This window comes from Klebsiella sp. B345 (assembly GCF_051131735.1).
Classification (GTDB): Bacteria; Pseudomonadota; Gammaproteobacteria; order Enterobacterales; family Enterobacteriaceae; genus Klebsiella.
Genome location: NZ_CP180443.1, coordinates 2,771,932 through 2,794,532 on the forward strand (window position 1 = coordinate 2,771,932; position 22,601 = coordinate 2,794,532).

The following is a 22,601-nucleotide window of genomic DNA, read 5'->3' on the forward strand; positions in this document are numbered from 1 at the left end:
ACCACCGCGCCTCCTCCGCCCGGAGGAGGCCGTTCCTACGCCGAATTTACGTGCTCCTTACAGTAGCGACGTTTCCATGCCGCCGGGGTCAGACCGGTGTGCTTGCGGAAAATTTTGCGGAAATAGCCGACATCGTTAAACCCGCATTTCAACGCCACGTCGGTCAACGACAGCGAATCGCTGATCAGCAGCTTTTCCGCCGCCCTCACCCGTTGGCGATGCAGCGCTTCGGTTAGCGTCAGCCGGAAAGCATGGCGATAGACGCGTCCAAGATAGTCCGCGTTACAGTGCAATTCCTTCGCCAGCGTGGAGGCGGAAATGGGCAGATGAAACCGGGTCAGGATAATTTGCTGCGCTTTCCACGCCAGCGCGGTACCGGGGCTATCGGCGGGCTGCTCTCTGGCCGCCGCCGCAATCTGCTGCAAAATCAGCAGCAGGATCAGCTCCAGCGCGACGCTACGATGAATATTTTCCTGTTCGTGTAAGAATTGCCTGAACAGGGAGATAATATATTGCGGCTCGCTCACCCGCGTGTGCTGGGGCACCGCCAGCAGCGCTTCGGGCAGCGAGGCGGCCTCGTCTGCTACCACTTCGAAATGTAGCCAGTAGAATTTCAAATCCGCCGGAAATTGCCCTACCCCAACATGCAAACGCTGCGGCCACAGCAGCAAACTTTCCCCGGCATTCACGCTAAATACCTCGTTATCTTCGCGAATCGTTAATGTCCCTTTTTCAACGAAGATAATTTCCCAGGAGCGAAGCTGTCGTGCCGGATGGCTACCAATACCGCGAGAAATAAATAACCCGCCATTTTGGACTCTAATCGGTAAAGACATGGATAATTCAAGCATAGATATGAAAATTCCCGCTATTTGCATCACCAAATATTCGCTTTACCTTTGATTATTCACGATAAAACCGCATGATTCAGGATCGCAATCACACTTTTATCATGAAGTCGGAATCGTCACCTTTTTATACTTTTCCCTTCCCTTGTTAGCCCAGGTATTTAGTGCAGAATAAATAACGTACTTTGCAAATGACAAATAAAATCCCGCACTTCAGCGGGATATTATTCCGCACATCATCTCCGGGAGTTATTTATGACTTCGGCTCCGATTACCACAAGTGATTTAGCACAACGCACTCAGGACGATTCCCTCACGCTCCGTGAAAAAATCGGTTACGGCCTGGGCGATGCGGGCGGGACAGTCATTACCTGCCTGATCATGAACTTTTTAACCTTCTTCTATACCGACGTCTTTGGACTGACGCCGGCGCTGGTCGGGACGCTATTCCTGGCGCTGCGCGTGTTTGACGCCATCTCCGACCCGATCATGGGCGTGCTGGCCGACCGCACCCAAAGCCGCTGGGGACGCTTTCGCCCGTGGCAGCTATGGATAGCGCTGCCCATCGGCATTATCGGTGTACTGACCTTTACCGTGCCGGATGCCGGTATGGGCGTAAAAATCGCCTGGGCTTTCGGCACGTATCTGCTGCTGTCGGTGAGCTATACCGCGATTAACGTGCCCTACTGCGCGCTGATTAACACCATGACCACGCGCCACAGCGAAGTGATCTCGTGCCAGGCGTGGCGTTTTGTCTTGTGCGGCGTGGCAGGATTCCTGGTATCCGTTGGGCTGCCGTGGCTGGTGAAGGCACTCGGCCAGGGCAACACCGCGCAGGGCTATCAGTATGGCGTCGGCGTACTCTGCGCCATCGCGGTGGTGATGTTCCTGTGCTGCTTCTTCTGGGTTCGCGAACGCGTCTCGCTGGACATGATGGGCAAATTCACCCTGCGCGAACATATCGCCGGGCTGCGCCAGAATGACCAGCTGCTGCTGATGCTGGTGATGTCGTTCCTGCTGATCAACGTCTTTAATATCCGCGGCGGCGGCTACATGTACTTCATCACCTACGTGTTGGGTGGCTCTACCGGCTATACCTCACTGTTCTTCACCATGGTGACCTTCGCCTCGATTGGCGGCTCGGTGATTATCAACCTGCTGTCGCGCCGCTTCGATACCGTCAAACTCTACTACTACACCAACCTGGTGTTAGCCGCGATTGCCTTCGCGATGTGGTTTTTACCGACCGGCCCGGCCTACCAGACCTTATGGCTGGTGGTGATCCTCGGTAACGGCATCATTCTCGGCTTCACCCTGCCGCTGCACTTCTCGCTGATGGCCTTCTCCGACGACTACGGTGAATGGAAAACCGGCGTGCGCTCTTCCGGTATGAACTTCGCCTTTAACCTGTTCTTCATCAAGCTGGCATGGGCCTCCAGCGCCGGCATTATCAGCCTGGTGTTTATCTATGTGGCCTATCAGCCGGGCGCGGAAAACCAAACGGCATCATCGCTGGCCGGTATCTCCTCCATGGAGACCCTGTTGCCGGCCCTGTTCCACCTGCTGCTGGCCTTCACCATTCGCGCCTGCAAGCTTAATAATCCTATGATGGCGCGCATTGCCAGCGATCTGCGCACGCGTCACGTTCAGTCTTAAGGAGTCCGTCATGTCTGTTATGGAAGTCGATCTGCACAAACTGAAAATCAACGACCCGTTCCTCGGTCAGTACCAGCAGCTGGTGCGCGATGTGGTGATCCCGTATCAATGGGATGCGCTGAACGACCGCATTGCCGAGGCGGATCCGAGCCATGCAATCGAAAACTTTCGGATTGCTGCGGGGCAGCAGGAAGGAGAATTTTACGGCATGGTCTTTCAGGACAGCGACGTGGCGAAATGGCTGGAAGCCGTTGCCTGGTCGCTATGCCAGAAGCCGGACGCCGAACTGGAAAAGACCGCCGACGAGGTGATTGAACTGGTGGCGGCCGCCCAGTGCGAAGATGGCTACCTGAATACCTATTTCACGGTCAAAGCCCCGGCAGAACGCTGGACTAACCTTGCGGAATGCCATGAGCTTTACTGCGCGGGCCACATGATTGAAGCGGGCGTAGCCTTCTTCCAGGCTACCGGCAAACGCCGCCTGCTGGAGGTCGTCTGCCGTCTCGCCGATCATATCGACAGCGTGTTCGGCCCCGGCGACAACCAGCTGCACGGCTACCCCGGCCACCCGGAGATCGAGCTGGCGTTAATGCGTCTGTACGATATAACCCAAGAGCCGCGCTATCTGGCGCTGGTGAACTATTTCGTTGAAGAACGCGGCACGCAGCCGCACTTTTACGATATCGAATATGAAAAGCGTGGCAAAACCTCCTACTGGAATACCTACGGTCCGGCCTGGATGGTGATGGATAAGCCCTACAGCCAGGCGCACCAGCCGATTTCCGAACAGCCTGTGGCCATCGGCCATGCGGTGCGTTTTGTCTACCTGATGACCGGCGTCGCCCATCTCGCCCGTTTAAGCCAGGACGAGGGCAAACGCCAGGACTGCCTGCGCCTGTGGAACAATATGGCTCAGCGCCAGCTGTATATTACCGGCGGCATTGGTTCACAGAGCAGCGGCGAAGCCTTCAGCAGCGACTATGACCTGCCAAACGACACGGTTTACGCGGAGAGCTGCGCCTCTATCGGGCTGATGATGTTTGCCCGCCGGATGCTGGAGATGGAAGCCGACAGCCAGTATGCCGATGTGATGGAGCGTGCACTGTATAACACCGTGCTGGGCGGGATGGCGCTGGATGGTAAACACTTCTTTTACGTTAACCCGCTGGAAGTGCACCCGACATCGTTAAAATTCAACCATATCTATGACCACGTGAAGCCCGTGCGTCAACGCTGGTTTGGCTGCGCCTGCTGCCCGCCAAACATAGCCCGCGTACTGACCTCGCTGGGGCACTATATCTACACGCCGCATCAGGATGCGCTGTACATCAACCTGTATGTGGGTAACAGCGCGGAGATCCCGGTGGGTGATGAAACCCTGCGCTTGCGTATCAGCGGCAACTATCCGTGGCAGGAGCAGGTGAAAATAGCGATAGACTCGCCGACGCCGGTCAACCACACCCTGGCGCTGCGCCTGCCGGACTGGTGCGATAACCCGCAGGTGACGCTCAACGGCAAGCCAGTGGCGCAGGATGTGCGCAAGGGGTATCTGCATATTAGCCATCGCTGGCAGGAAGGCGATACGCTTCTGTTAACGCTGCCGATGCCGGTGCGCCGCCTATACGGTAATCCGCTGGTGCGTCATCAGGCCGGCCAGGTTGCCGTCCAGCGCGGCCCGCTGGTGTACTGCCTGGAGCAGGCGGATAACGGCGAGCAATTGCATAACCTGCAGCTGCCGCGCGACGCCGGGTTCAGCGCCTTTGAAGGCAAAGGGATTTTTGCCCACAAGGTGATCCTGCAGGCGCCAGGTTATAAGCAGACAGCGGAAGACGCCGGCCAGCAGGCGCTATGGCATTATGACCGTGCGCCGACAACCCGCCAGCCGCAGACCCTGACCTTTATTCCGTGGTTTAGCTGGGCCAACCGCGGCGAAGGCGAGATGCGCATTTGGGTGAAAGAAGCGGACCAATAGCCCGTGAATCCCCCGCTGGGCGGGCTACCGGATCGGTCTGGTAGCCCGCCCAGGCGCATCAAGCGCTGCCTCCGGGATTCCCCTGGCTACAGAAACAGCGCCTTATCGCGCAGGATATGGTCGTTGCCACGTCGGCGGGTAAAACCAATCCGGTCGAAATATTCCAGAATCTGAATCGCCAGCTTGCGCCCGACGTTCAGGGTATCGCGGAAATCGGCCGCACAGGTGGATCCGCGAGCCAGATCCAGTTCGCGGATCATTTTGGCGAACGCCACAATCCGATCGTTACGGTAATAACGATCTTTGACGATCGCGGTAATCATCCCCTGCTGCGCGGCCTGGCGTAGCACCGCGCGCATAACAGGCTCTTCGACACGGGCTTCCCGCGCCAGATCGCGCACCCACCAGGGTTCATCGGCAAACAGCCCGGCAACCCGCAGCCAGATGACCTGCTGTTCATCGGTAAAGCCTGCGGTATGCTCCGGCAGATGCAGCCAGCCGTGATGGCTGCAGACCATCCCGCTGTCGCGCATCTGTTCAATCAGCATCAGCACCAGCGCTTCGTCTTCCATCGGTAACGCGATACGCCGCAAACGCTCGCGGCCCGGACCCGGCTCATCGCGATGCTGATCATGATAACGCGCCAGGGCATCGAGCAGCTTGCGCTGCCAGCGCGCGGCCAGCGGGGTGCTGAGCAGACTGTTGCCCGCCTGCAGATAATCCGGGCGTTTGATTAACGAGTTCAGGCCTTCATCGCTAAGCTGACGCGCCCAGGCAAAATCATCGAGGCGAACCGCATCGCGTTGCAGATGAATATCCAGCGCCTGAGCATCATCGCCCTGCGATGCGGCTAGCGCCGCCAGCCACTGTAAATATTCGGGCTTACGCTTGCCTCGACGCGGCGGATTCAGCGCCACCACCCGCGCGCCGGCCAGGGTGACGCGGGCGGAAATATCGCGCAGCACCAGCCGGTCGTTATCCGCCAGCCACAGCGGCGTATCCAGCACCAGCTCCGCCAGCGCGCCTTCCAGCAGCGACACACGGCCGGTAATATGACTGGCAGCATGGTGAATATGCAGCGGCTGCCACTGGCTCAGCGGCGTGTGGCACTGCAGCTCAACGATCACCCGTTCAGAAGCCTCCGGCGGCCGCACCGAAAGCAGCCAGTCGCCGCGATTCAGCGCCTCTTTTTGCGCATCACCAACAATATTCAGCGCAATGCGTTGGCCTGCCCAGGCCTGCCCGACGGCCTGGTTCTGCGCGTGCAGACCACGCACGCGCATCGGTTTATCGACCCCGGTCAGCCACAGCGTATCGCCCACATTGACCTCGCCCGACAGCGCCGTTCCGGTCACCACCAGCCCGGCACCTTTAACCGTAAAGGCCCGGTCGATCGCCAGGCGAAAACGCTGGTGCTGCGGGTGCGCACGGGCTGACAGCTGCAGTAAATGCTCGCGCAGTTCGGCGATCCCCTGGTTTTCAGTGGCCGCGGTGGCAAACAGCGTGGCGTCGGTAAAACCAAATTCTGCCAGTACCGCCGTCACGTCGCCACGCACCTCTTCAACGCGCTGCGCCTCGACGCGGTCCGCTTTGGTCAGCGCGACGGTCAGCGTCGGCTTGCCCGTAAGCTGGAGGATCGCGAGATGCTCGCGGGTCTGGGCCATGACGCCGTCGTCACAAGCCACCACCAACAGCGCGTGATCGATACCGCCCACCCCCGCCAGCATGTTGGACAAAAACTTTTCATGACCGGGCACGTCGATAAATCCCAGCACCCTCCCATCGGGCTGCGGCCAGTAGGCGTAGCCGAGGTCTATCGTCATGCCGCGTGCTTTTTCTTCCGGCAGGCGATCGGCATTGATGCCGGTAATAGCCTGCAGCAGCGTGGTTTTGCCGTGGTCAACGTGCCCGGCGGTGGCAATAATCATCTCAGTAGCATCTCCATAAACCCGGATTCATCATCAAGACAGCGTAGGTCCAGCCACAGGCGCCCCTCATACACTCTGCCGATAACCGGCACCGGCAGCAGACGCCAGCGGGCCGCCAGCGCGTCAAGTTGACTGCCGCGGCCGTCGCGCGGGGTAAACGTTAGCGCCGCGCTGGGTAAACGGTCCACCGGCAGCGAGCCGCTGCCGATCTGCGACAGGCACGGCTCTACCCGTAGCGCAAAGTCGGGATAATGTGCCGTCAGCGCGCTCAGCATGCGCTGGCCCTGCTCGCCAATGTCTTCCGCCTGGCGGGTCAGCAGACGCAGCGTCGGCAGACGGGCGGCCAGTTTTTCAGGGTGCAGATACAGCCGCAACGTGGCTTCCAGCGCGGCGAGTGTCATCTTATCAACCCGCAACGCGCGTTTCAGCGGGTGGTTCTGCAGGCGGGCGATCAGCGCTTTCTTGCCGACAATAATCCCCGCCTGAGGGCCGCCCAGTAATTTATCGCCGGAGAAGCTCACCAGGCTGACGCCAGCGGCAATCATCTCCTGCGGCATCGGCTCTTTCGGCAGGCCATACTCGCTTAAATCGACCAGCGAACCGCTGCCAAGGTCAACCACCACCGGCACATTCATCTCCTGCCCGAGGGCGGCCAGTTCAGCTTCATCGACCGCCTTCGTAAAACCTTCAATGCTGTAGTTGCTGGTGTGAACTTTCATCAACAGGCCGGTGTTGTCATTCACCGCCTGGCGATAATCTTTCGCGTGGGTACGGTTGGTGGTGCCGACTTCATGCAGCACACAACCGGCCTGACGCATCACGTCGGGAATGCGGAACGCGCCGCCGATCTCCACCAGTTCACCCCGCGACACGACCACCGCTTTGCCCGCCGCCGTCGCCGCCAGCATCAGCAGTACCGCCGCCGCATTATTGTTAACGATACAGGCATCTTCCGCACCGGTGATCCGGCACAATAGCTCCGCCAGCGCGCGATCGCGGTGGCCGCGCCCGGCATCATCGAGGCTGTATTCCAGCGTCACCGGGGCCCGCATCGCCCGCACCACCGCCTCGACCGCCGCGTCGGCCTGTACGGCACGCCCTAAATTGGTATGCAGTACGGTGCCGGTCAGGTTGAATACCGGACGCAGCGCGCTTTGCCCGGTTTGCGCCAGCCGCCGCGCGGCCTCCTGTGACCAGTCGTCGCTCCAGGCCGGCAGCGCCTGGGCCTGACGAACAGATTCACGGGCCTCTTCCAGCATCTGGCGCAGCAGCGCCACAACCTGAGCATGGCCATACTCGGCCAGCACGGCGGAAAATGCGGGGTCGCGGAGCAAACGGTCGGTAGCCGGAAGACGAGTGTAAAGCGCACGAATATCGGTAGTCATGAATGGACCTGGCGGTAGGTTATTTTCCCCCCTCCCGACGGGAGAGGGAGTCAACAAATCAGCAGTGATTGTAACGTCTCCAGGGGGAAACTGTTACCTGTCTGGGTCAAGTCCTTGGCGGTTCGGTACGGGCAAAACTGGCGCGCTGGAACAACGTATCGACCAGTTTAATGAGCCTGGGCCGCGTCGCGCACCAGCCGGGCGCCACCCGACGGAAGTTAAGGTAGGCAATGGCGCACGCCGCCGAGATCGAGGCCAGATTGACCTCGTCGGTACGCAGGGTGCCGTCGGCAACATGAGCCTCGAGGGCATCGAGACCCCGGGCCACCTTCTCCCGCTGACGCAGCAGTTCGCTTTCCGACTGCTGCGCCGGAGGACGGGCCTTTTCACGTACCAGCGCCTGTGCTGCCTCCATCACGCCATCGGCCAGGGCTTCCATCTGGCGCATTTTTAGCGCCCCCTGCGGGTCTGAGGGCACCATCGCCGGTGCAGCGCCGAGCAGTTCAAGATATTGCGCGATAATGGGCGAGTCGAACCAGCACTCGCCGCCGTCGGTGACCAGCACCGGCACTTTGCCTAACGGATTGAATTTACCGACCCCGTTGACCTCCTGGTAGGGAAATTCATTGACGAATTCAAAGGGGAGATTTTTCTCCAGCAGAATGACGGAGATTTTGCGCACAAAGGGACTGGTGTAGCTGCCGATCAGTTTCATTGCCTGCTCCTTTCGCCAACAAAAAGGTAAGTATGGTTCAGGCACAGACAAATAGCAGACTGACGTTGCGCCAGCCTGCCGTGGTCGGAATTAATGATCGAGATAGAGGTAGTGCATCCAGCTGGTCATGCGTAGCAGCACCTTCCTCATCACCGAGACATGGCTGAAGTGATCGGAGTAGACCGCCACCTGGGCATAGATGCCATCCGGCAGCGAATCCACATCGGCATTGGCATCCAGCTCGATGGTCGCCAGCACGCCATCGGTCCCCGGCAGGACGCTCAGCGACTGCAATGCCCCCTGCGCCTGATAGGAACCGCCGGGCACCACCGGCAGGATACTGGTCAGCTTGCCATGAAAAACCTGGCCCGGCAGGGCGTTAAAGACCGCTTCGGCATCATCACCTGGCTTAAGTCGCAGCAAGGAGTTCTGGCGGAACTGGGCCACTATCTGGCGTTTTTGTTCCGGAATAAAGACCATCACCGGACGCAGCGGCAGCGCCGCCGCATAGGTGCCGGGGCGGATCAGCACCTGCGTCACATAGCCGTTGCTCGGGGCACGAATGACCGTCTGATCGAGGTTATATTTCGCCTCTGCCAGCTGTGCTCGCAAGCTAACAACCTGCGACTGTTCGCCACCCACCGTACTGTCTAACTGACTCTGGACCTGCGCCTGATCGGCGATCGACGCTTTCACTAACGCATCCTGCGCCAGATAGTTTTGCCGGGCGTTATCGATATCGCTCTCGGAGAACGGATTGACTCTCGCCTGACTGCCTTTCAGGTAACGCTGGTAATCTTTGTAGAGCCGATCGCGCTCGGCGGAAACGCGAACCGTGTTGGCCTGTGCTTCAGAAAGCTGCGCCTTCAGCGTATTGATGTTGTGCATGGCGGTCACCAGGTCAGCCTGCAGCCGATCGACCCGGGCCTGATAACGCGTCGGGTCGATAGTAAACAGCACCTCACCTTTGTTAACCCGCTGGTTAGTTTTATCCGTGACGGTACTGACAACACCGGTCACCTGCGGGGTAATCGGAATAGAAATAACCGCTTTTTGTGCCGTAAAGGTATAAGGGTGGTTATAGTTCATTAATAAAATGAGGGCGCCAACCAGAAATATACCGCCCAGCGTTGCCGTGGCCAATGTCCACTGATTAACCGGAATACGAAATATTTTAAAAACGGCCCACGCGAGCGCGACATAGGTCAATACAATGAGCAGATCCATGATTAGCGCTCCGGCGTCTCTTTATCTGTGGAGGGCGACATCGCCCCTAGTCGTTTTTCTAGTTCGGCAACGCGTTGCGATAGTTGCTCAACGCTGGGATCGCGCTCGGCAGGTGGGATATGTGATTTCATTCCCCACCCGCGTTCAGGTTGATAGAGCGTGGCCCAGATCCATAGAAATGGCCAGATAACATGCAGCGTAAACAGGCTTACCCATCCGGCAGTATGGATGGCGTCAGCGTGGGGGTGATTACGTTTTTTAGCCATTAAATATGGAATATCGTGAATCGCGATGATGCCATAGAAAAGAACCAGAAAAACAAAAATCAATACACCCAGTGCAAAGTAGTTGAGAAACATATGTGCCTCACTAAATACGATGTCAAATCGTCAATGATTTAAAATGCTAAGCAATCAAATTAATTAATTAAATTAAAGTACAAACGGCGTGTATTTATAATTTAAGGCCGGGGAGTATTGTTTTTCGCTATTCTCCTTGCAAGTTTTTAAGCGTGACAAAATATATCTTGAATAACAACATACTTAACTTTACACGTTGAGCTTAAGACAGATCTTTACTTTTTTCCATGTCGGCTTTCGATGATGTTTTTTCATTCAGTTCATCAGCCGTTGCTGACGGAAGCGCGACAGCGAAGTGGAGTTTGTGGTGGATCACAGTCGGAAAAAACAGCGCACTTTTTATTGTGATTAACATCACATTATCAAAACAAACAACAAACCACATTTCGTGACATATCTCACATTAATTATTCGAAATGGCGTATTTTTGACCTCATGCATTTTTTTTGCACAGCCATTTTGTGACGCACATCACTACAAATGACCGTCGAATGCCTATATTCACGTGATCCAAATCACATAAAAACCCACTGACTGGACAGTTTTACGATTCGGTGCCAAATTCGCTTCATCAAACAGGGTCCGGCGACCTCTGCCGCCATATTAACAACAAGCCTCAGGCTTTTAGCCTACGCGATAAGCTCAACAGAAGAAGGGGTGTTTTATGTCATCCGATATCAAGATCAAGGTGCAAAGCTTTGGTCGTTTCCTCAGCAATATGGTGATGCCCAACATCGGCGCGTTTATCGCGTGGGGTATCATCACCGCACTTTTCATACCAACGGGATGGTTACCAAGCGAAACGCTGGCGAAGTTAGTCGGTCCAATGATCACCTATCTGCTGCCGCTGCTGATCGGTTATACCGGTGGTAAGTTAATTGGCGGTGAGCGCGGTGGCGTGGTCGGTGCGATTACCACCATGGGCGTCATTGTCGGTGCCGACATGCCGATGTTCCTCGGAGCGATGATCGCAGGTCCGCTGGGTGGCTGGGCGATTAAACACTTTGATAGCTGGGTAGACGGTAAGATCAAATCCGGCTTCGAGATGCTGGTCAACAACTTCTCCGCCGGCATTATCGGGATGATCCTCGCCATCCTGGCCTTCCTCGGCATTGGCCCGGCGGTTGAAGTCCTGTCCAAAATTCTGGCAGCGGGCGTTAACTTCATGGTTGTCCATGACATGCTGCCGCTGGCATCCATCTTCGTCGAGCCGGCGAAAATCCTGTTCCTGAACAACGCGATTAACCACGGTATCTTCTCACCGCTGGGTATTCAGCAATCTCACGAACTGGGCAAATCCATCTTCTTCCTGATTGAAGCGAACCCGGGTCCGGGGATGGGCGTCCTGCTGGCCTACATGTTCTTTGGTCGCGGTAGCGCGAAGCAGTCTGCAGGCGGTGCGGCAATCATCCACTTCCTGGGCGGTATCCACGAAATTTACTTCCCGTATGTGCTGATGAACCCGCGTCTGATCCTCGCCGTTATTCTTGGCGGTATGACTGGCGTGTTCACCCTGACTATCCTCAACGGCGGTCTGGTCTCTCCAGCTTCCCCGGGTTCTATCCTGGCGGTACTGGCGATGACCCCGAAAGGCGCCTACTTCGCAAACATTGCAGCGATTGTTGCGGCGATGGCGGTCTCGTTTGTGGTCTCCGCTATCCTGCTGAAAACCAGCAAAGTGAAAGAAGAAGATGATATCGATGCCGCGACCCGTCGCATGCACGATATGAAAGCCGAATCCAAAGGCGCAGCAACGCCGCTGTCTGCCGGGAATGTCGCTAACGACCTGAGCCACGTGCGTAAAATCATCGTTGCCTGTGATGCCGGTATGGGTTCCAGCGCCATGGGTGCCGGCGTACTGCGTAAGAAAGTGCAGGATGCTGGACTGAACGCTATCTCCGTTACCAACTGTGCGATCAACAACCTGCCGCCGGATGTCGACCTGGTGATTACCCACCGCGACCTGACCGAGCGGGCAATGCGCCAGGTACCGCAGGCCCAGCATATTTCGCTGACCAACTTCCTCGACAGTGGCCTGTATACCAGCCTGACCGAACGTCTGGTCGCCGCGCAGCGCCATGAAGACAACGAAGTGAAAGTACGCGACAGCCTGAAAGACAGCTTTGATGCCAAAGACACCAACCTGTTCAAACTCGGTGCCGATAACATCTTCCTCGGCTGCAAAGCGGCGACTAAAGAAGAAGCGATCCTCTTCGCCGGTGAGCAACTGGTCAAAGGGGGCTACGTTGAGCCGGAGTATGTGCAAGCGATGCTGGACCGTGAAAAACTGACCCCGACCTACCTGGGTGAGTCCATTGCGGTACCGCACGGCACCATTGAAGCCAAAGACCGTGTACTCAAGACCGGCGTGGTGTTCTGCCAGTACCCGCAGGGCGTCCGCTTCGGTGAAGAAGAAGATGACATTGCCCGTCTGGTCATCGGTATCGCGGCCCGCAATAACGAGCACATCCACGTGATCACCAGCCTGACCAATGCTCTGGATGATGAATCAGTCATTGAACGCCTGATTCATGCCACCAGCGTTGACGAAGTACTGGCGCTGCTGGCTGGGAATAAAGCGTAATCTGACCCAGACCCTCTCTTCCTGAACGGGAGAGAGGGTTCCGGTGAGGGACAAGCCTCACCCGAACCCTCTCAGGTAAAAACATTAATGAAGGTTAATACTATGAATGCATTACATTTTGGCGCAGGTAATATCGGACGTGGCTTCATCGGCAAACTGCTGGCTGATGCGGGGCTCGCATTAACATTCGCCGATGTGAATCAGGTTGTCCTGGATGCCCTGAATGCCCGTCATAGCTATCAGGTCCATGTTGTCGGCGAGAACGAGCAGGTGGATACCGTTTCCGGCGTCAATGCTGTCAGCAGCATCGGCGACGAGGTGATTGACCTGATTGCCCACGTCGACCTGATCACCACCGCCGTTGGCCCGGTAGTTCTGGAACGCATCGCACCGGCTATCGCGAAGGGGCTGACGCAACGTAAAGCTCAGGGGATCGCCACCCCACTGAACATCATCGCCTGTGAGAACATGGTGCGCGGCACCACGCAGCTCAAAGGCCACGTGTTTAACGCCCTGGCTGAAGAAGACAAAGCCTGGGTCGAGGCCAACGTCGGATTTGTCGATTCTGCCGTTGACCGGATTGTGCCGCCGTCCGCCTCTGCGACTCACGATCCGCTGGAAGTCACGGTGGAAACCTTCAGCGAGTGGATTGTCGATAAAACCCAGTTTAAAGGCGCGCTGCCCGAGATCCCAGGAATGGAATTAACCGACAACCTGATGGCATTTGTCGAGCGCAAGCTATTCACCTTAAACACTGGACATGCTATAACCGCCTACCTTGGAAAACTGGCTGGTCACCAGACAATCCGCGACGCGATTCTCGATGAGCGTATTCGCGCGGTGGTCAAAGGGGCCATGGAGGAGAGCGGTGCGGTGCTGATCAAACGCTACGGCTTTGATGCACAGAAGCACGCTGCCTACATCCAGAAAATCCTCGGCCGTTTCGAGAACCCGTACCTGAAAGATGACGTTGAGCGCGTAGGCCGTCAGCCGCTGCGTAAACTGAGCGCCGGCGATCGCCTGATCAAACCGCTGCTGGGCACGCTGGAGTATGCACTGCCGCACGTTAATCTGGTGAAAGGGATCGCTGCCGCCATGCACTTCCGTAGCGAAGACGATCCGCAGGCACAGGAACTGGCTGCGTTAATTGACGAGAAAGGTCCACAGGCTGCACTGGCAGAAATTTCTGGCCTCGATGCAGCAAGCGCCGTGGTAGCGGAGGCCGTTCTCGACTATAACGCGACCAAATGATGCAAGATCTGGCGCGGTATGAACCGCGCCCATTACCACCCCTGTCAGATATGCAGGCAATAATGGAAGAAACACAGGCATTTGAAAACCGCGTGCTTGAGCGTCTGAATGCTGGCAAAACCGTACGAAGCTTTCTGATTGCGGCCGTCGAATTACTCACGGAAGCGGTCAATATCCTGGTGCTTCAGGTCTTCCGCAAAGACGATTACGCGGTGAAATACGCAGTGGAACCGTTGCTGGATGGCGACGGGCCGCTGGGCGATCTTTCCGTACGCCTGAAGCTGATCTACGGCCTTGGGGTGATAAGTCGCGCCGAATACGAAGACGCTGAGCTACTGATGGCCCTGCGGGAAGAGCTGAATCACGATGGTAATGACTACGGTTTTACCGATGATGAGATTCTTGGGCCGTTTGGCGAACTGCATTGCGTTTCCGCCCTGCCGCCGTTGCCGCTGTTTGATGACAGCGACGATGAACTGCTGGCAATGCAGAAACTGCGCTACCAGCAGGTTGTGCGCTCAACGATGATGCTGTCTCTGACTGAGCTGATTTCCCGAATCAGCTTAAAAAAAGCCTTCCAGAAATCAACGCTCTGATCCGGACTCTACCTGTTCATCAACAGGCCGGTAAAGCTGCCGGTAGTACTCCAGACGACTCAGATACAGCGCCTCTTTATTCTGCGGAATATCGCGCGGCACGTGCTGTATGCGCGGAGATTTTTTCAGATACTCCATAAATGCCTGGCTTGAAGCCATAAAATCAACCGTCTTGTCGATAATACGCGGTACGCCGTCACCGATTTTTGTCATCATGCCCTCCTCTTTTTCATGGATAAATCTTATAAAGGATCGGCTAAAAGCAGGGGGTTGTTTGAGGAAAACGTGCGGTATTACCGACGAACTTCACAGAGATGAAATTCAGACGAATATTAGTCATAATACTATTTATATTCAAATAATTAGAATTCACCACTTCTGTTCCGCCCGTGGAAAAAACGCAGCATTTTTGATAAATGACTACCCACAATACCCGCCACAGCCCATACTATATGACGTCGAAATCCCTTTATTAATAGATTAAGTCACCATGAAAGAAGTCGAAAAGAATGAAATTAAGCGTTTGAGCGACCGTCTCGACGCCATCCGCCACCAGCAGGCGGATCTGTCCCTGGTTGAAGCGGCAGACAAGTACGCCGAACTGGAAAAAGAAAAAACCACCATCGAGGCTGAGCTCGTTCGCCTGCGCGAAGTACAGGGCCAGAAACTGAGCAAAGAAGCGCAACAGTTGATGAACCTGCCGCATCGCCGCGCGATCACCAAAAAAGAGCAAGCCGATATGGGCAAGCTGAAGAAAAGCGTACGCGGGCTGGTGATTGTGCATCCGATGACCGCGCTCGGCCGTGAAATGGGCCTCAAAGAGATGACCGGCTTTTCAAAAACCGCGTTCTGATATTTTGCGCCTGAGCATTCCCCCGGTGGCGCTACGCGTGCCGGGGCAACCTGATTCCTCCCTCGCATTATTGGCCCTACCAATTATTTATTAAACCGTCCAGTAGTTCACATATCCATCATTTTTGGTCACAGATATATTGCCTGGCAATAACATTTGGTTAACCATTCGTTGTCGTTAATCCTACAACTGAATTTGGCTGGGCCAATTTTACAAAAGATGTGACCTGCAAGGAGCGCAGACTCAGCACCGCATCTTTGTGGCCCGATGGAGACCTGCATGAACCTCTGGCAACAAAATTACGATCCGGCCGGTAATATCTGGCTCTCGAGTCTTATCGCATCGCTACCGATTCTGTTTTTCTTTTTTGCCCTGATTAAGCTCAAACTCAAAGGGTATGTGGCGGCAACCTGGACCGTCGCCATTGCGCTGTCGGTCGCATTGCTGTTCTATAAAATGCCGGTCGACCGCGCGCTGACTTCCGTGGTCTACGGCTTCTTCTACGGCCTGTGGCCTATCGCGTGGATTATTATCGCCGCGGTGTTCGTCTATAAAATCTCGGTCAAAACCGGGCAGTTCGACATTATTCGCTCGTCGATTCTCTCGATTACCCCTGACCAGCGCTTGCAGATGCTTATCGTCGGCTTCTCCTTCGGGGCATTCCTGGAAGGGGCCGCGGGCTTTGGCGCTCCGGTAGCGATTACCGCCGCGCTGCTGGTTGGCCTGGGCTTTAACCCGCTCTATGCCGCCGGACTGTGCCTGATCGTCAACACCGCGCCGGTGGCCTTCGGGGCGATGGGGATCCCGATTCTGGTTGCCGGCCAGGTGACCGGGATTGATAGCTTCGCCATCGGCCAGATGGTGGGCCGTCAGCTGCCATTCCTGACCATTATCGTGCTGTTCTGGATTATGGCGATTATGGACGGCTGGCGCGGGGTCAAAGAGACCTGGCCGGCCGTGATGGTCGCCGGCGGCTCTTTCGCTATCGCTCAGTATCTCAGCTCCAACTTCCTCGGGCCGGAACTGCCGGACATTATCTCTTCGCTGGTGTCGCTGGTCTGTCTGACCCTGTTCCTCAAACGCTGGCAGCCGGTACGTATTTTCCGCTTCGGCGATATGGGCGCGGCACAGGTCGATCAAACGCTGGCCCGTACCCACTACAGCGCCGGACAAGTGGTTCGCGCCTGGTCGCCCTTCCTGTTCCTGACCGCCACGGTGACCTTATGGAGCATCCCGCCGTTTAAGGCCCTGTTCGCCCCCGGCGGCGCAATGTATGACTTCGTCATCAATATCTCCGTGCCGTTCCTCGATAAGATGGTCGCCCGCATGCCGCCGGTGGTCAGCGCAGCGACCCCTTACGCCGCGGTGTATAAGTTCGACTGGCTGTCCGCTACCGGCACCGCCATCCTGTTCGCAGCGCTGCTCTCCATTGTCTGGCTGCGCATGAAACCAAAAGATGCGCTGGTCACCTTTGGCAGCACGCTGAAAGAGCTGGCGCTGCCGATTTACTCCATCGGTATGGTGCTGGCGTTCGCCTTTATCTCTAACTATTCCGGGCTATCTTCAACGCTGGCACTGGCCCTGGCGCATACCGGACACGCGTTTACCTTCTTCTCGCCGTTCCTCGGCTGGCTGGGGGTATTCCTGACCGGTTCGGATACTTCATCCAACGCCCTGTTCGCTGCGCTGCAGGCCACCGCTGCCCAGCAAATCGGCGTCTCCGATATCCTGCTGGTCGCGGCTAACACCACCGGTGGCGTCACCGGTAAGATGATTTCACCGCAGTCCATCGCCATCGCCTGCGCAGCCGTCGGCCTGGTGGGTAAAGAGTCGGATCTGTTCCGCTTCACAGTGAAACACAGCCTGATCTTTACCTGCATGGTTGGCGTCATCACCACGCTGCAGGCCTATGTATTAACCTGGATGATCCCATGATAGTGATGCCCCGGCGCCTTGCAGACGATGTCGCTCGTCGTGTGCGAGCGCTGATTGAAGAACAACATCTGGAGGCGGGCATGCGATTGCCCGCCGAGCGCCAGCTGGCCGCACAGCTTGGCGTTTCACGTAACTCACTGCGTGAAGCGCTGGCGATGCTGGTCAACGAGGGTCTGCTTGTCAGCCGCCGCGGCGGCGGGACCTTCCTGCGCTGGCAGCATGAGGAGTGGTCGGACCAGAACATCGTCCAGCCACTGAAAACCTTGCTCGCCGACGACCCCGATTACAGCTTTGATATTCTGGAAGCCCGCCACGCCATCGAAGCCAGCACCGCCTGGCATGCGGCGCTGCGGGCAACCGATGCCGAAAAAGAGCGTATTCGCCTGTGCTTTGAAGCCACCCAGAGCGAAGACCCGGACCTCGCCTCGCAGGCCGACGTCCGCTTCCACCTGGCGATTGCCGAAGCCTCACATAACGTTGTGCTGCTGCAAACCATGCGCGGCTTTTTCGACCTCTTACAATCCTCGGTCAAGCAAAGCCGCCAGCGGATGTACCTCGTCCCACCGGTATTCGCCCGCCTCACCGAGCAGCACCAGGCCGTGATGGAGGCCATTTTCGCCGGTGACGCCGAAGGCGCACGGCAGGCGATGATGGCGCATCTCGGCTTTGTCCACGCCACGATTAAACACTTTGATGAAGACCAGGCCCGCCAGGCGCGAATTACCCGCCTGCCCGGTGACCATAATGAAAATGCCAGGGAGAACCCGTGATGATTATTTCAGCCGCCAGCGACTATCGCGCCGCCGCCCAGCGGATCCTGCCGCCGTTTCTGTTCCATTACATCGACGGCGGTGCCTATGCTGAACACACGCTGCGCCGTAACGTTGAAGACCTCTCAGACGTCGCGTTACGCCAGCGGATCCTGAAGAATATGTCGGACCTGAGCCTGGAGACCTCGCTGTTCAAAGAGACCCTCTCCATGCCGGTTGCACTGGCGCCGGTCGGGCTGTGCGGCATGTACGCGCGTCGCGGTGAAGTGCAGGCGGCAGGGGCGGCGGACGATAAAGGCATTCCGTTTACCCTCTCTACCGTTTCCGTCTGCCCAATCGAAGAGGTTGCGCCGACCATTAAGCGCCCGATGTGGTTCCAGCTGTACGTGCTGCGCGACCGTGGCTTTATGCGCAACGCGCTGGAGCGCGCCAAAGCCGCGGGATGTTCAACCCTGGTGTTTACCGTGGATATGCCGACGCCCGGCGCGCGCTATCGTGACGCCCATTCCGGCATGAGCGGCCCGAATGCCGCCATGCGCCGTTACTGGCAGGCGATGACCCATCCGCAGTGGGCATGGGATGTCGGCTTAAACGGACGCCCGCATGACCTCGGTAATATCTCGACCTATCTGGGCAAACCGACCGGTCTTGAGGACTATATTGGCTGGCTGGCGAATAACTTTGATCCGTCGATTTCGTGGAAGGACCTCGAATGGATCCGTGATTTTTGGGACGGCCCGATGGTGATCAAAGGGATCCTCGACCCGGAAGATGCACGCGATGCGGTGCGCTTCGGCGCCGATGGGATTGTGGTCTCCAACCACGGCGGCCGCCAGCTCGACGGCGTCCTCTCCTCCGCCCGCGCCCTGCCGGCTATCGCCGATGCGGTAAAAGGCGATATCACAATTCTTGCCGATAGTGGCATCCGTAACGGCCTTGATGTGGTGCGGATGATTGCGCTGGGTGCCGATAGCGTACTGCTGGGCCGCGCCTATCTGTACGCCCTGGCCACCCACGGTAAGCAAGGGGTCGCTAATCTGCTGAACCTGATTGAGAAAGAGATGAAGGTGGCGATGACCCTGACCGGGGCGAAGAACATCGGCGAAATCAGCCGTGATTCACTGGTGCAGAGCGCCGACGCGCTTCAGACCTTCGCGGCCCTCAAGCAGGGTAACGCGGCGTAATCTGCCTGCCCGGCGCGCGCCCGTGAGGGTGAGCGCCGGGCAAATATCTGCTATTCTGCCCCCCGCGATCAAGAGCCTAATGAGACAGGGCAGCATGCTTAACATTGTATTATTCGAACCAGAAATCCCGCCGAATACCGGCAATATTATCCGCCTGTGTGCCAACACCGGCTTTCGCCTGCATATCATCGAGCCGATGGGATTCACCTGGGACGATAAGCGCCTACGCCGTGCCGGGCTGGATTACCATGAGTTCACCGCCGTTCAGCGCCATCACGATTATCACGCCTTTGTCGAGAGTGCGAAGCCGCAGCGTCTGTTCGCCCTGACCACCAAAGGTACGCCGGCCCACAGCGCGGTCAGCTATCAAGAAGGTGATTTTTTAATGTTTGGCCCGGAAACGCGCGGCCTGCCGTCCAGTATTCTTGATGCTCTGCCCGCAGAGCAGAAAATCCGTATCCCAATGATGCCGGACAGCCGCAGCATGAATCTGTCAAACGCCGTGTCGGTGGTGGTATATGAGGCGTGGCGCCAGCTGGGATACGCTGGCGCAGTATTGCGTAGTTGAGTCCCGGAGGCCTGTCCGGGCTACCGGGCTAAGCCCAGGCTAAATCCCGTCACCGTATTCGAAAGTATGGTGTATCCCGTTGAAGTGCTGGTCCATATCCATCGCCGGTTTGTCGCTCTCCGGCTTCCCGACGATACGCGCCGGCACGCCCGCCGCGGTGGTGTGCGGCGGCACGGGCTGAAGCACCACAGAGCCGGCGCCAATTTTCGCGCCGCGCCCGACTTCGATATTGCCGAGGATCTTCGCCCCGGCGCCAATCATGACCCCTTCACGAATTTTCGGATGGCGGTCACCGCTGGTTTTACCGGTACCACCCAGGGTTACGGACTGCAGAATAGAGACGTCGTCCTCGATTACCGCCGTTTCACCGACAACAATGCCGGTGGCATGATCGAGCATAATCCCGCGGCCAATTTTAGCCGCCGGGTGGATATCGACCTGGAACGAGACCGACACCTGGTTTTGCAGGAAAATCGCCAGCGCACGACGCCCCTGCGCCCACAGCCAGTGACCAATACGGTAGGCCTGCAGCGCGTGGAAGCCTTTCAGGTACAGCAATGGGGTTGAATATTTATCGACTGCCGGGTCTCGGGTGCGCACGGCCTGAATATCACAGGCGGCAGAGGCAATCATTTCCGGGTCAGCGGCATAGGCCTCTTCCACCACTTCGCGAATGGCGATGGCGGGCATAATCGGTGATGCCAGCTTGTTGGCCAGCATATAGCTCAGGGCGCTGCCCAGATTTTCGTGCTTGAGTAGCGTGGCGTGGTAAAAACTGGCGAGCATAGGCTCACAGTCAGCTAAAGCCCGAGCTTCGGCTTTAATATTATTCCAGACGATATCCAGTTCTTCACACGGCATTGCTGACTCCAGACGATATAATAATGACCGGCCAGTTCTTTGCTGGCCGGGTCATTCAGGTGATCCAGGTTCCATCGCAGTTAGTTGCTACGCTCGTCCTTGCGTGCACGACCTAATAAGCTCAATGCTGCCTCGCGCGCGTTTTTTCCGCAATACAATACCTGATAAATTTGCTCGGTTATTGGCATTTCGACACCTAAACGCTGTGCCAGAACGCGAACTTCCTTGGTATTGCGATAACCTTCAACCACCTGGCCAATCGTATCCTGCGCGCCCTGCACATCCATGCCCTGACCGAGCATCATGCCAAAGCGGCGGTTACGCGACTGGTTATCGGTGCAGGTCAGCACCAAATCGCCGAGTCCTGCCATGCCCATAAAGGTTTCCGGGTCTGCGCCCAGCGCGGCGCCGAGGCGAGACATTTCCACCAGGCCACGGGTAATCAGCGCGGTACGTGCATTGGCGCCAAAGTCGATGCCGTCAGACATCCCGGCTCCGATAGCGATGACGTTTTTCACCGCGCCGCCAAGCTGTACGCCGATAAAGTCCGGGTTGATATACACCCGGAAGCTTTTGCCACAGTGCAGCAGGCGTTGCAGATCGTCAGCAAACTGCGGATCCGTTGCGGCCAGCGAGATAGCCGTCGGCAGCCCCGCCGCCAGTTCTTTGGCGAAGGTCGGGCCCGAAATGACCGCCAGCGGGATAGTGTCGCCCAGCGCTTCGCGCGCGACATCCTGCAGTAAACGGCCGGTTTCCGCCTCAAGCCCCTTGGTCGCCCAGACCAGACGCGCATCAGAGCGCATCAGCGGTTTAATCTGACGCAGGACCTGGCCAAATACATGGCTCGGCACCACGACCAGAATGTCGCGGCTGGCGGCCAGTGCAGCAGCAAGGTCGCTTTCAAGATGCAGCGTGTCGGGGAATGGAACGTCAGGGAGGAACGCCGCGTTGCAGCGGTCATGCTGCAGCGTCGCGATATGTTTCGGGTCATGGCCCCAGAGTACGACATCGTGGCCATTTCTTGCCAGGGTGATGGCAAGAGCGGTGCCGTAAGAGCCGGCACCGATCACAGTCATTGCAGCATTAAGTGCGTTCATCAGGCATCCTGATGTTGTTCGGCACCTTCGCCAGCCTGCTGCTGCAGATAGTTCATAAACAGCGCATCAAAGTTCACTGGCGCAAGGTTCAGTTGCGGGAAGGTACCGCGAGAAACCAGGCTGGTGATGCACTCACGCGCATACGGGAACAGAATGTTCGGGCAGTATGCACCGAGGCAATGTGCCATCTGGTTGCCGTCAATGCCTTCGATGGAGAAAATACCGCCCTGCTGTACTTCGCACAGGAATGCAGTTTCTTCGCCCAGCGCGGCGGTTACGGTCACGCGCAGCACCACTTCATAAACGCCTTCAGCCAGCTGGCTGGAAGCGGTATCCAGATCAAGTTTAACCTCTGGCTGCCAGTCTTTCTGGAAAACTTGCGGCGCGTTCGGCGCTTCAAAGGAGATATCCTTGGTATAAATACGTTGGATCTGGAACGTCATTTCGGTGCTGTTTTGTTCTGACATAGTAAAACCCTTTAGTGTTGTCCTTAAATACGCCTACCCGAATTGAGTAGACGCAAAATTAGCGCAGCAGGGGATCAAGTCCACCACGTGAATCAAGCGCATACAAGTCGTCACAGCCGCCAATGTGCTGTTCATCAATAAAAATCTGCGGAACCGTCGTCCGACCGCTGCGCTGAATCATCTCTTCACGCTTTGCGGCATTGCCATCGATCGGCAGTTCATTGAAGGTTACGCCTTTGCTGTTCAGCAGCGCTTTAGCACGCACGCAGAACGGGCAGGTCGCTTTGGTATAGATATCAATATTGGCCATGACTTCACTCCTGTTTTTACCCTGAGGATTTTACG

Annotated in this window: 21 protein-coding genes; 10 read left to right on the forward strand and 11 right to left on the reverse strand. The window is 57.0% G+C overall.

Annotated features, from left to right (window positions below):
- Nucleotides 1-35: 35 nt before the first annotated feature.
- Nucleotides 36-851 carry a helix-turn-helix domain-containing protein gene (locus ACMYSO_RS13055; protein WP_434665121.1) on the reverse strand — a complete coding sequence of 272 codons (816 nt, stop codon included), beginning with the start codon at nt 849-851 and terminating at the stop codon, nt 36-38.
- A gap of 252 nt (nt 852-1,103) precedes the next feature.
- On the opposite strand from ACMYSO_RS13055, the gene ACMYSO_RS13060 reads away from it, so the two are divergent.
- On the forward strand, nt 1,104-2,504 hold the full coding sequence (locus ACMYSO_RS13060) for an MFS transporter (RefSeq protein WP_434665123.1): 1,401 nt from the start codon (nt 1,104-1,106) through the stop codon (nt 2,502-2,504).
- A gap of 10 nt (nt 2,505-2,514) precedes the next feature.
- Entirely contained in the window at nt 2,515-4,476 is a 1,962-nt protein-coding gene (locus tag ACMYSO_RS13065; protein WP_434665125.1) for a glycoside hydrolase family 127 protein, read from the forward strand.
- 86 nt (nt 4,477-4,562) lie between these two features.
- On the opposite strand, the gene selB is transcribed toward ACMYSO_RS13065, so the two are convergent.
- From selB to ACMYSO_RS13090, 5 genes are all read right to left on the reverse strand, one after another.
- Nucleotides 4,563-6,404, reverse strand: a complete 1,842-nt coding sequence (selB, locus tag ACMYSO_RS13070; RefSeq protein WP_434665127.1) for a selenocysteine-specific translation elongation factor — start codon at nt 6,402-6,404, stop codon at nt 4,563-4,565.
- Nucleotides 6,401-7,789, reverse strand: coding sequence for an L-seryl-tRNA(Sec) selenium transferase (gene selA / locus ACMYSO_RS13075; RefSeq protein WP_434665129.1), 1,389 nt, complete (start codon nt 7,787-7,789; stop codon nt 6,401-6,403). The genes selB and selA overlap by 4 nt, the downstream gene beginning before the upstream one ends.
- A 106-nt stretch (nt 7,790-7,895) precedes the next feature.
- On the reverse strand, nt 7,896-8,504 hold the full coding sequence (locus ACMYSO_RS13080) for a glutathione S-transferase (RefSeq protein WP_434665130.1): 609 nt from the start codon (nt 8,502-8,504) through the stop codon (nt 7,896-7,898).
- 90 nt (nt 8,505-8,594) lie between these two features.
- A complete protein-coding gene (locus tag ACMYSO_RS13085) occupies nt 8,595-9,731 on the reverse strand; it encodes an HlyD family secretion protein (protein WP_434665133.1) in 1,137 nt (378 codons plus the stop codon).
- 2 nt (nt 9,732-9,733) lie between these two features.
- On the reverse strand, nt 9,734-10,090 hold the full coding sequence (locus ACMYSO_RS13090) for a DUF3302 domain-containing protein (protein WP_434665136.1): 357 nt from the start codon (nt 10,088-10,090) through the stop codon (nt 9,734-9,736).
- Nucleotides 10,091-10,754: 664 nt separating this feature from the next.
- Between ACMYSO_RS13090 and ACMYSO_RS13095 the strand changes: the two genes are divergently transcribed.
- The 3 genes from ACMYSO_RS13095 to mtlR all read left to right on the forward strand — a co-directional run bounded on the left by ACMYSO_RS13095 (nt 10,755) and on the right by mtlR (nt 14,521).
- Nucleotides 10,755-12,674: a PTS mannitol transporter subunit IICBA gene (locus ACMYSO_RS13095; RefSeq protein ID WP_434665138.1), complete on the forward strand. Its 1,920-nt coding sequence runs from the start codon at nt 10,755-10,757 to the stop codon at nt 12,672-12,674.
- Between the two features lie 102 nt (nt 12,675-12,776).
- Complete coding sequence (gene mtlD / locus ACMYSO_RS13100) at nt 12,777-13,925, forward strand: mannitol-1-phosphate 5-dehydrogenase (protein ID WP_434665141.1); 1,149 nt, start codon at nt 12,777-12,779, stop codon at nt 13,923-13,925.
- Entirely contained in the window at nt 13,925-14,521 is a 597-nt protein-coding gene (gene mtlR / locus ACMYSO_RS13105) for a mannitol operon repressor MtlR (RefSeq protein WP_434587085.1), read from the forward strand. The genes mtlD and mtlR overlap by 1 nt, the downstream gene beginning before the upstream one ends.
- On the opposite strand, the gene ACMYSO_RS13110 is transcribed toward mtlR, so the two are convergent.
- Nucleotides 14,510-14,734 (reverse strand): hypothetical protein, encoded by a 225-nt coding sequence (locus ACMYSO_RS13110; RefSeq protein ID WP_434670802.1) that lies wholly within the window; start codon nt 14,732-14,734, stop codon nt 14,510-14,512. The genes mtlR and ACMYSO_RS13110 overlap by 12 nt on opposite strands.
- A gap of 277 nt (nt 14,735-15,011) precedes the next feature.
- Between ACMYSO_RS13110 and ACMYSO_RS13115 the strand changes: the two genes are divergently transcribed.
- The 5 genes from ACMYSO_RS13115 to trmL all read left to right on the forward strand — a co-directional run bounded on the left by ACMYSO_RS13115 (nt 15,012) and on the right by trmL (nt 19,831).
- On the forward strand, nt 15,012-15,374 hold the full coding sequence (locus ACMYSO_RS13115; protein WP_434582553.1) for a YibL family ribosome-associated protein: 363 nt from the start codon (nt 15,012-15,014) through the stop codon (nt 15,372-15,374).
- A gap of 279 nt (nt 15,375-15,653) precedes the next feature.
- On the forward strand, nt 15,654-17,309 hold the full coding sequence (gene lldP, locus ACMYSO_RS13120; RefSeq protein WP_434582552.1) for an L-lactate permease: 1,656 nt from the start codon (nt 15,654-15,656) through the stop codon (nt 17,307-17,309).
- Nucleotides 17,306-18,079 (forward strand): transcriptional regulator LldR, encoded by a 774-nt coding sequence (gene lldR / locus ACMYSO_RS13125; RefSeq protein WP_434665143.1) that lies wholly within the window; start codon nt 17,306-17,308, stop codon nt 18,077-18,079. Before lldP ends, lldR begins: the two co-directional genes overlap by 4 nt.
- Nucleotides 18,079-19,263, forward strand: coding sequence for an FMN-dependent L-lactate dehydrogenase LldD (lldD, locus tag ACMYSO_RS13130; RefSeq protein ID WP_434670803.1), 1,185 nt, complete (start codon nt 18,079-18,081; stop codon nt 19,261-19,263). Before lldR ends, lldD begins: the two co-directional genes overlap by 1 nt.
- Nucleotides 19,264-19,357: 94 nt before the next feature.
- Nucleotides 19,358-19,831, forward strand: a complete 474-nt coding sequence (trmL, locus tag ACMYSO_RS13135) for a tRNA (uridine(34)/cytosine(34)/5-carboxymethylaminomethyluridine(34)-2'-O)-methyltransferase TrmL (RefSeq protein WP_434665146.1) — start codon at nt 19,358-19,360, stop codon at nt 19,829-19,831.
- Between the two features lie 39 nt (nt 19,832-19,870).
- Here trmL and cysE read toward each other — a convergent pair whose 3' ends face one another.
- From cysE to grxC, 4 genes are all read right to left on the reverse strand, one after another.
- On the reverse strand, nt 19,871-20,692 hold the full coding sequence (gene cysE / locus ACMYSO_RS13140) for a serine O-acetyltransferase (protein ID WP_094326422.1): 822 nt from the start codon (nt 20,690-20,692) through the stop codon (nt 19,871-19,873).
- Between the two features lie 80 nt (nt 20,693-20,772).
- A complete protein-coding gene (gene gpsA / locus ACMYSO_RS13145) occupies nt 20,773-21,789 on the reverse strand; it encodes an NAD(P)H-dependent glycerol-3-phosphate dehydrogenase (RefSeq protein WP_434665147.1) in 1,017 nt (338 codons plus the stop codon).
- Nucleotides 21,789-22,256: a protein-export chaperone SecB gene (gene secB / locus ACMYSO_RS13150; protein WP_041143201.1), complete on the reverse strand. Its 468-nt coding sequence runs from the start codon at nt 22,254-22,256 to the stop codon at nt 21,789-21,791. Before secB ends, gpsA begins: the two co-directional genes overlap by 1 nt.
- A gap of 58 nt (nt 22,257-22,314) precedes the next feature.
- Nucleotides 22,315-22,566 carry a glutaredoxin 3 gene (gene grxC, locus ACMYSO_RS13155; protein ID WP_123757127.1) on the reverse strand — a complete coding sequence of 84 codons (252 nt, stop codon included), beginning with the start codon at nt 22,564-22,566 and terminating at the stop codon, nt 22,315-22,317.
- Nucleotides 22,567-22,601 lie beyond the last annotated feature (35 nt).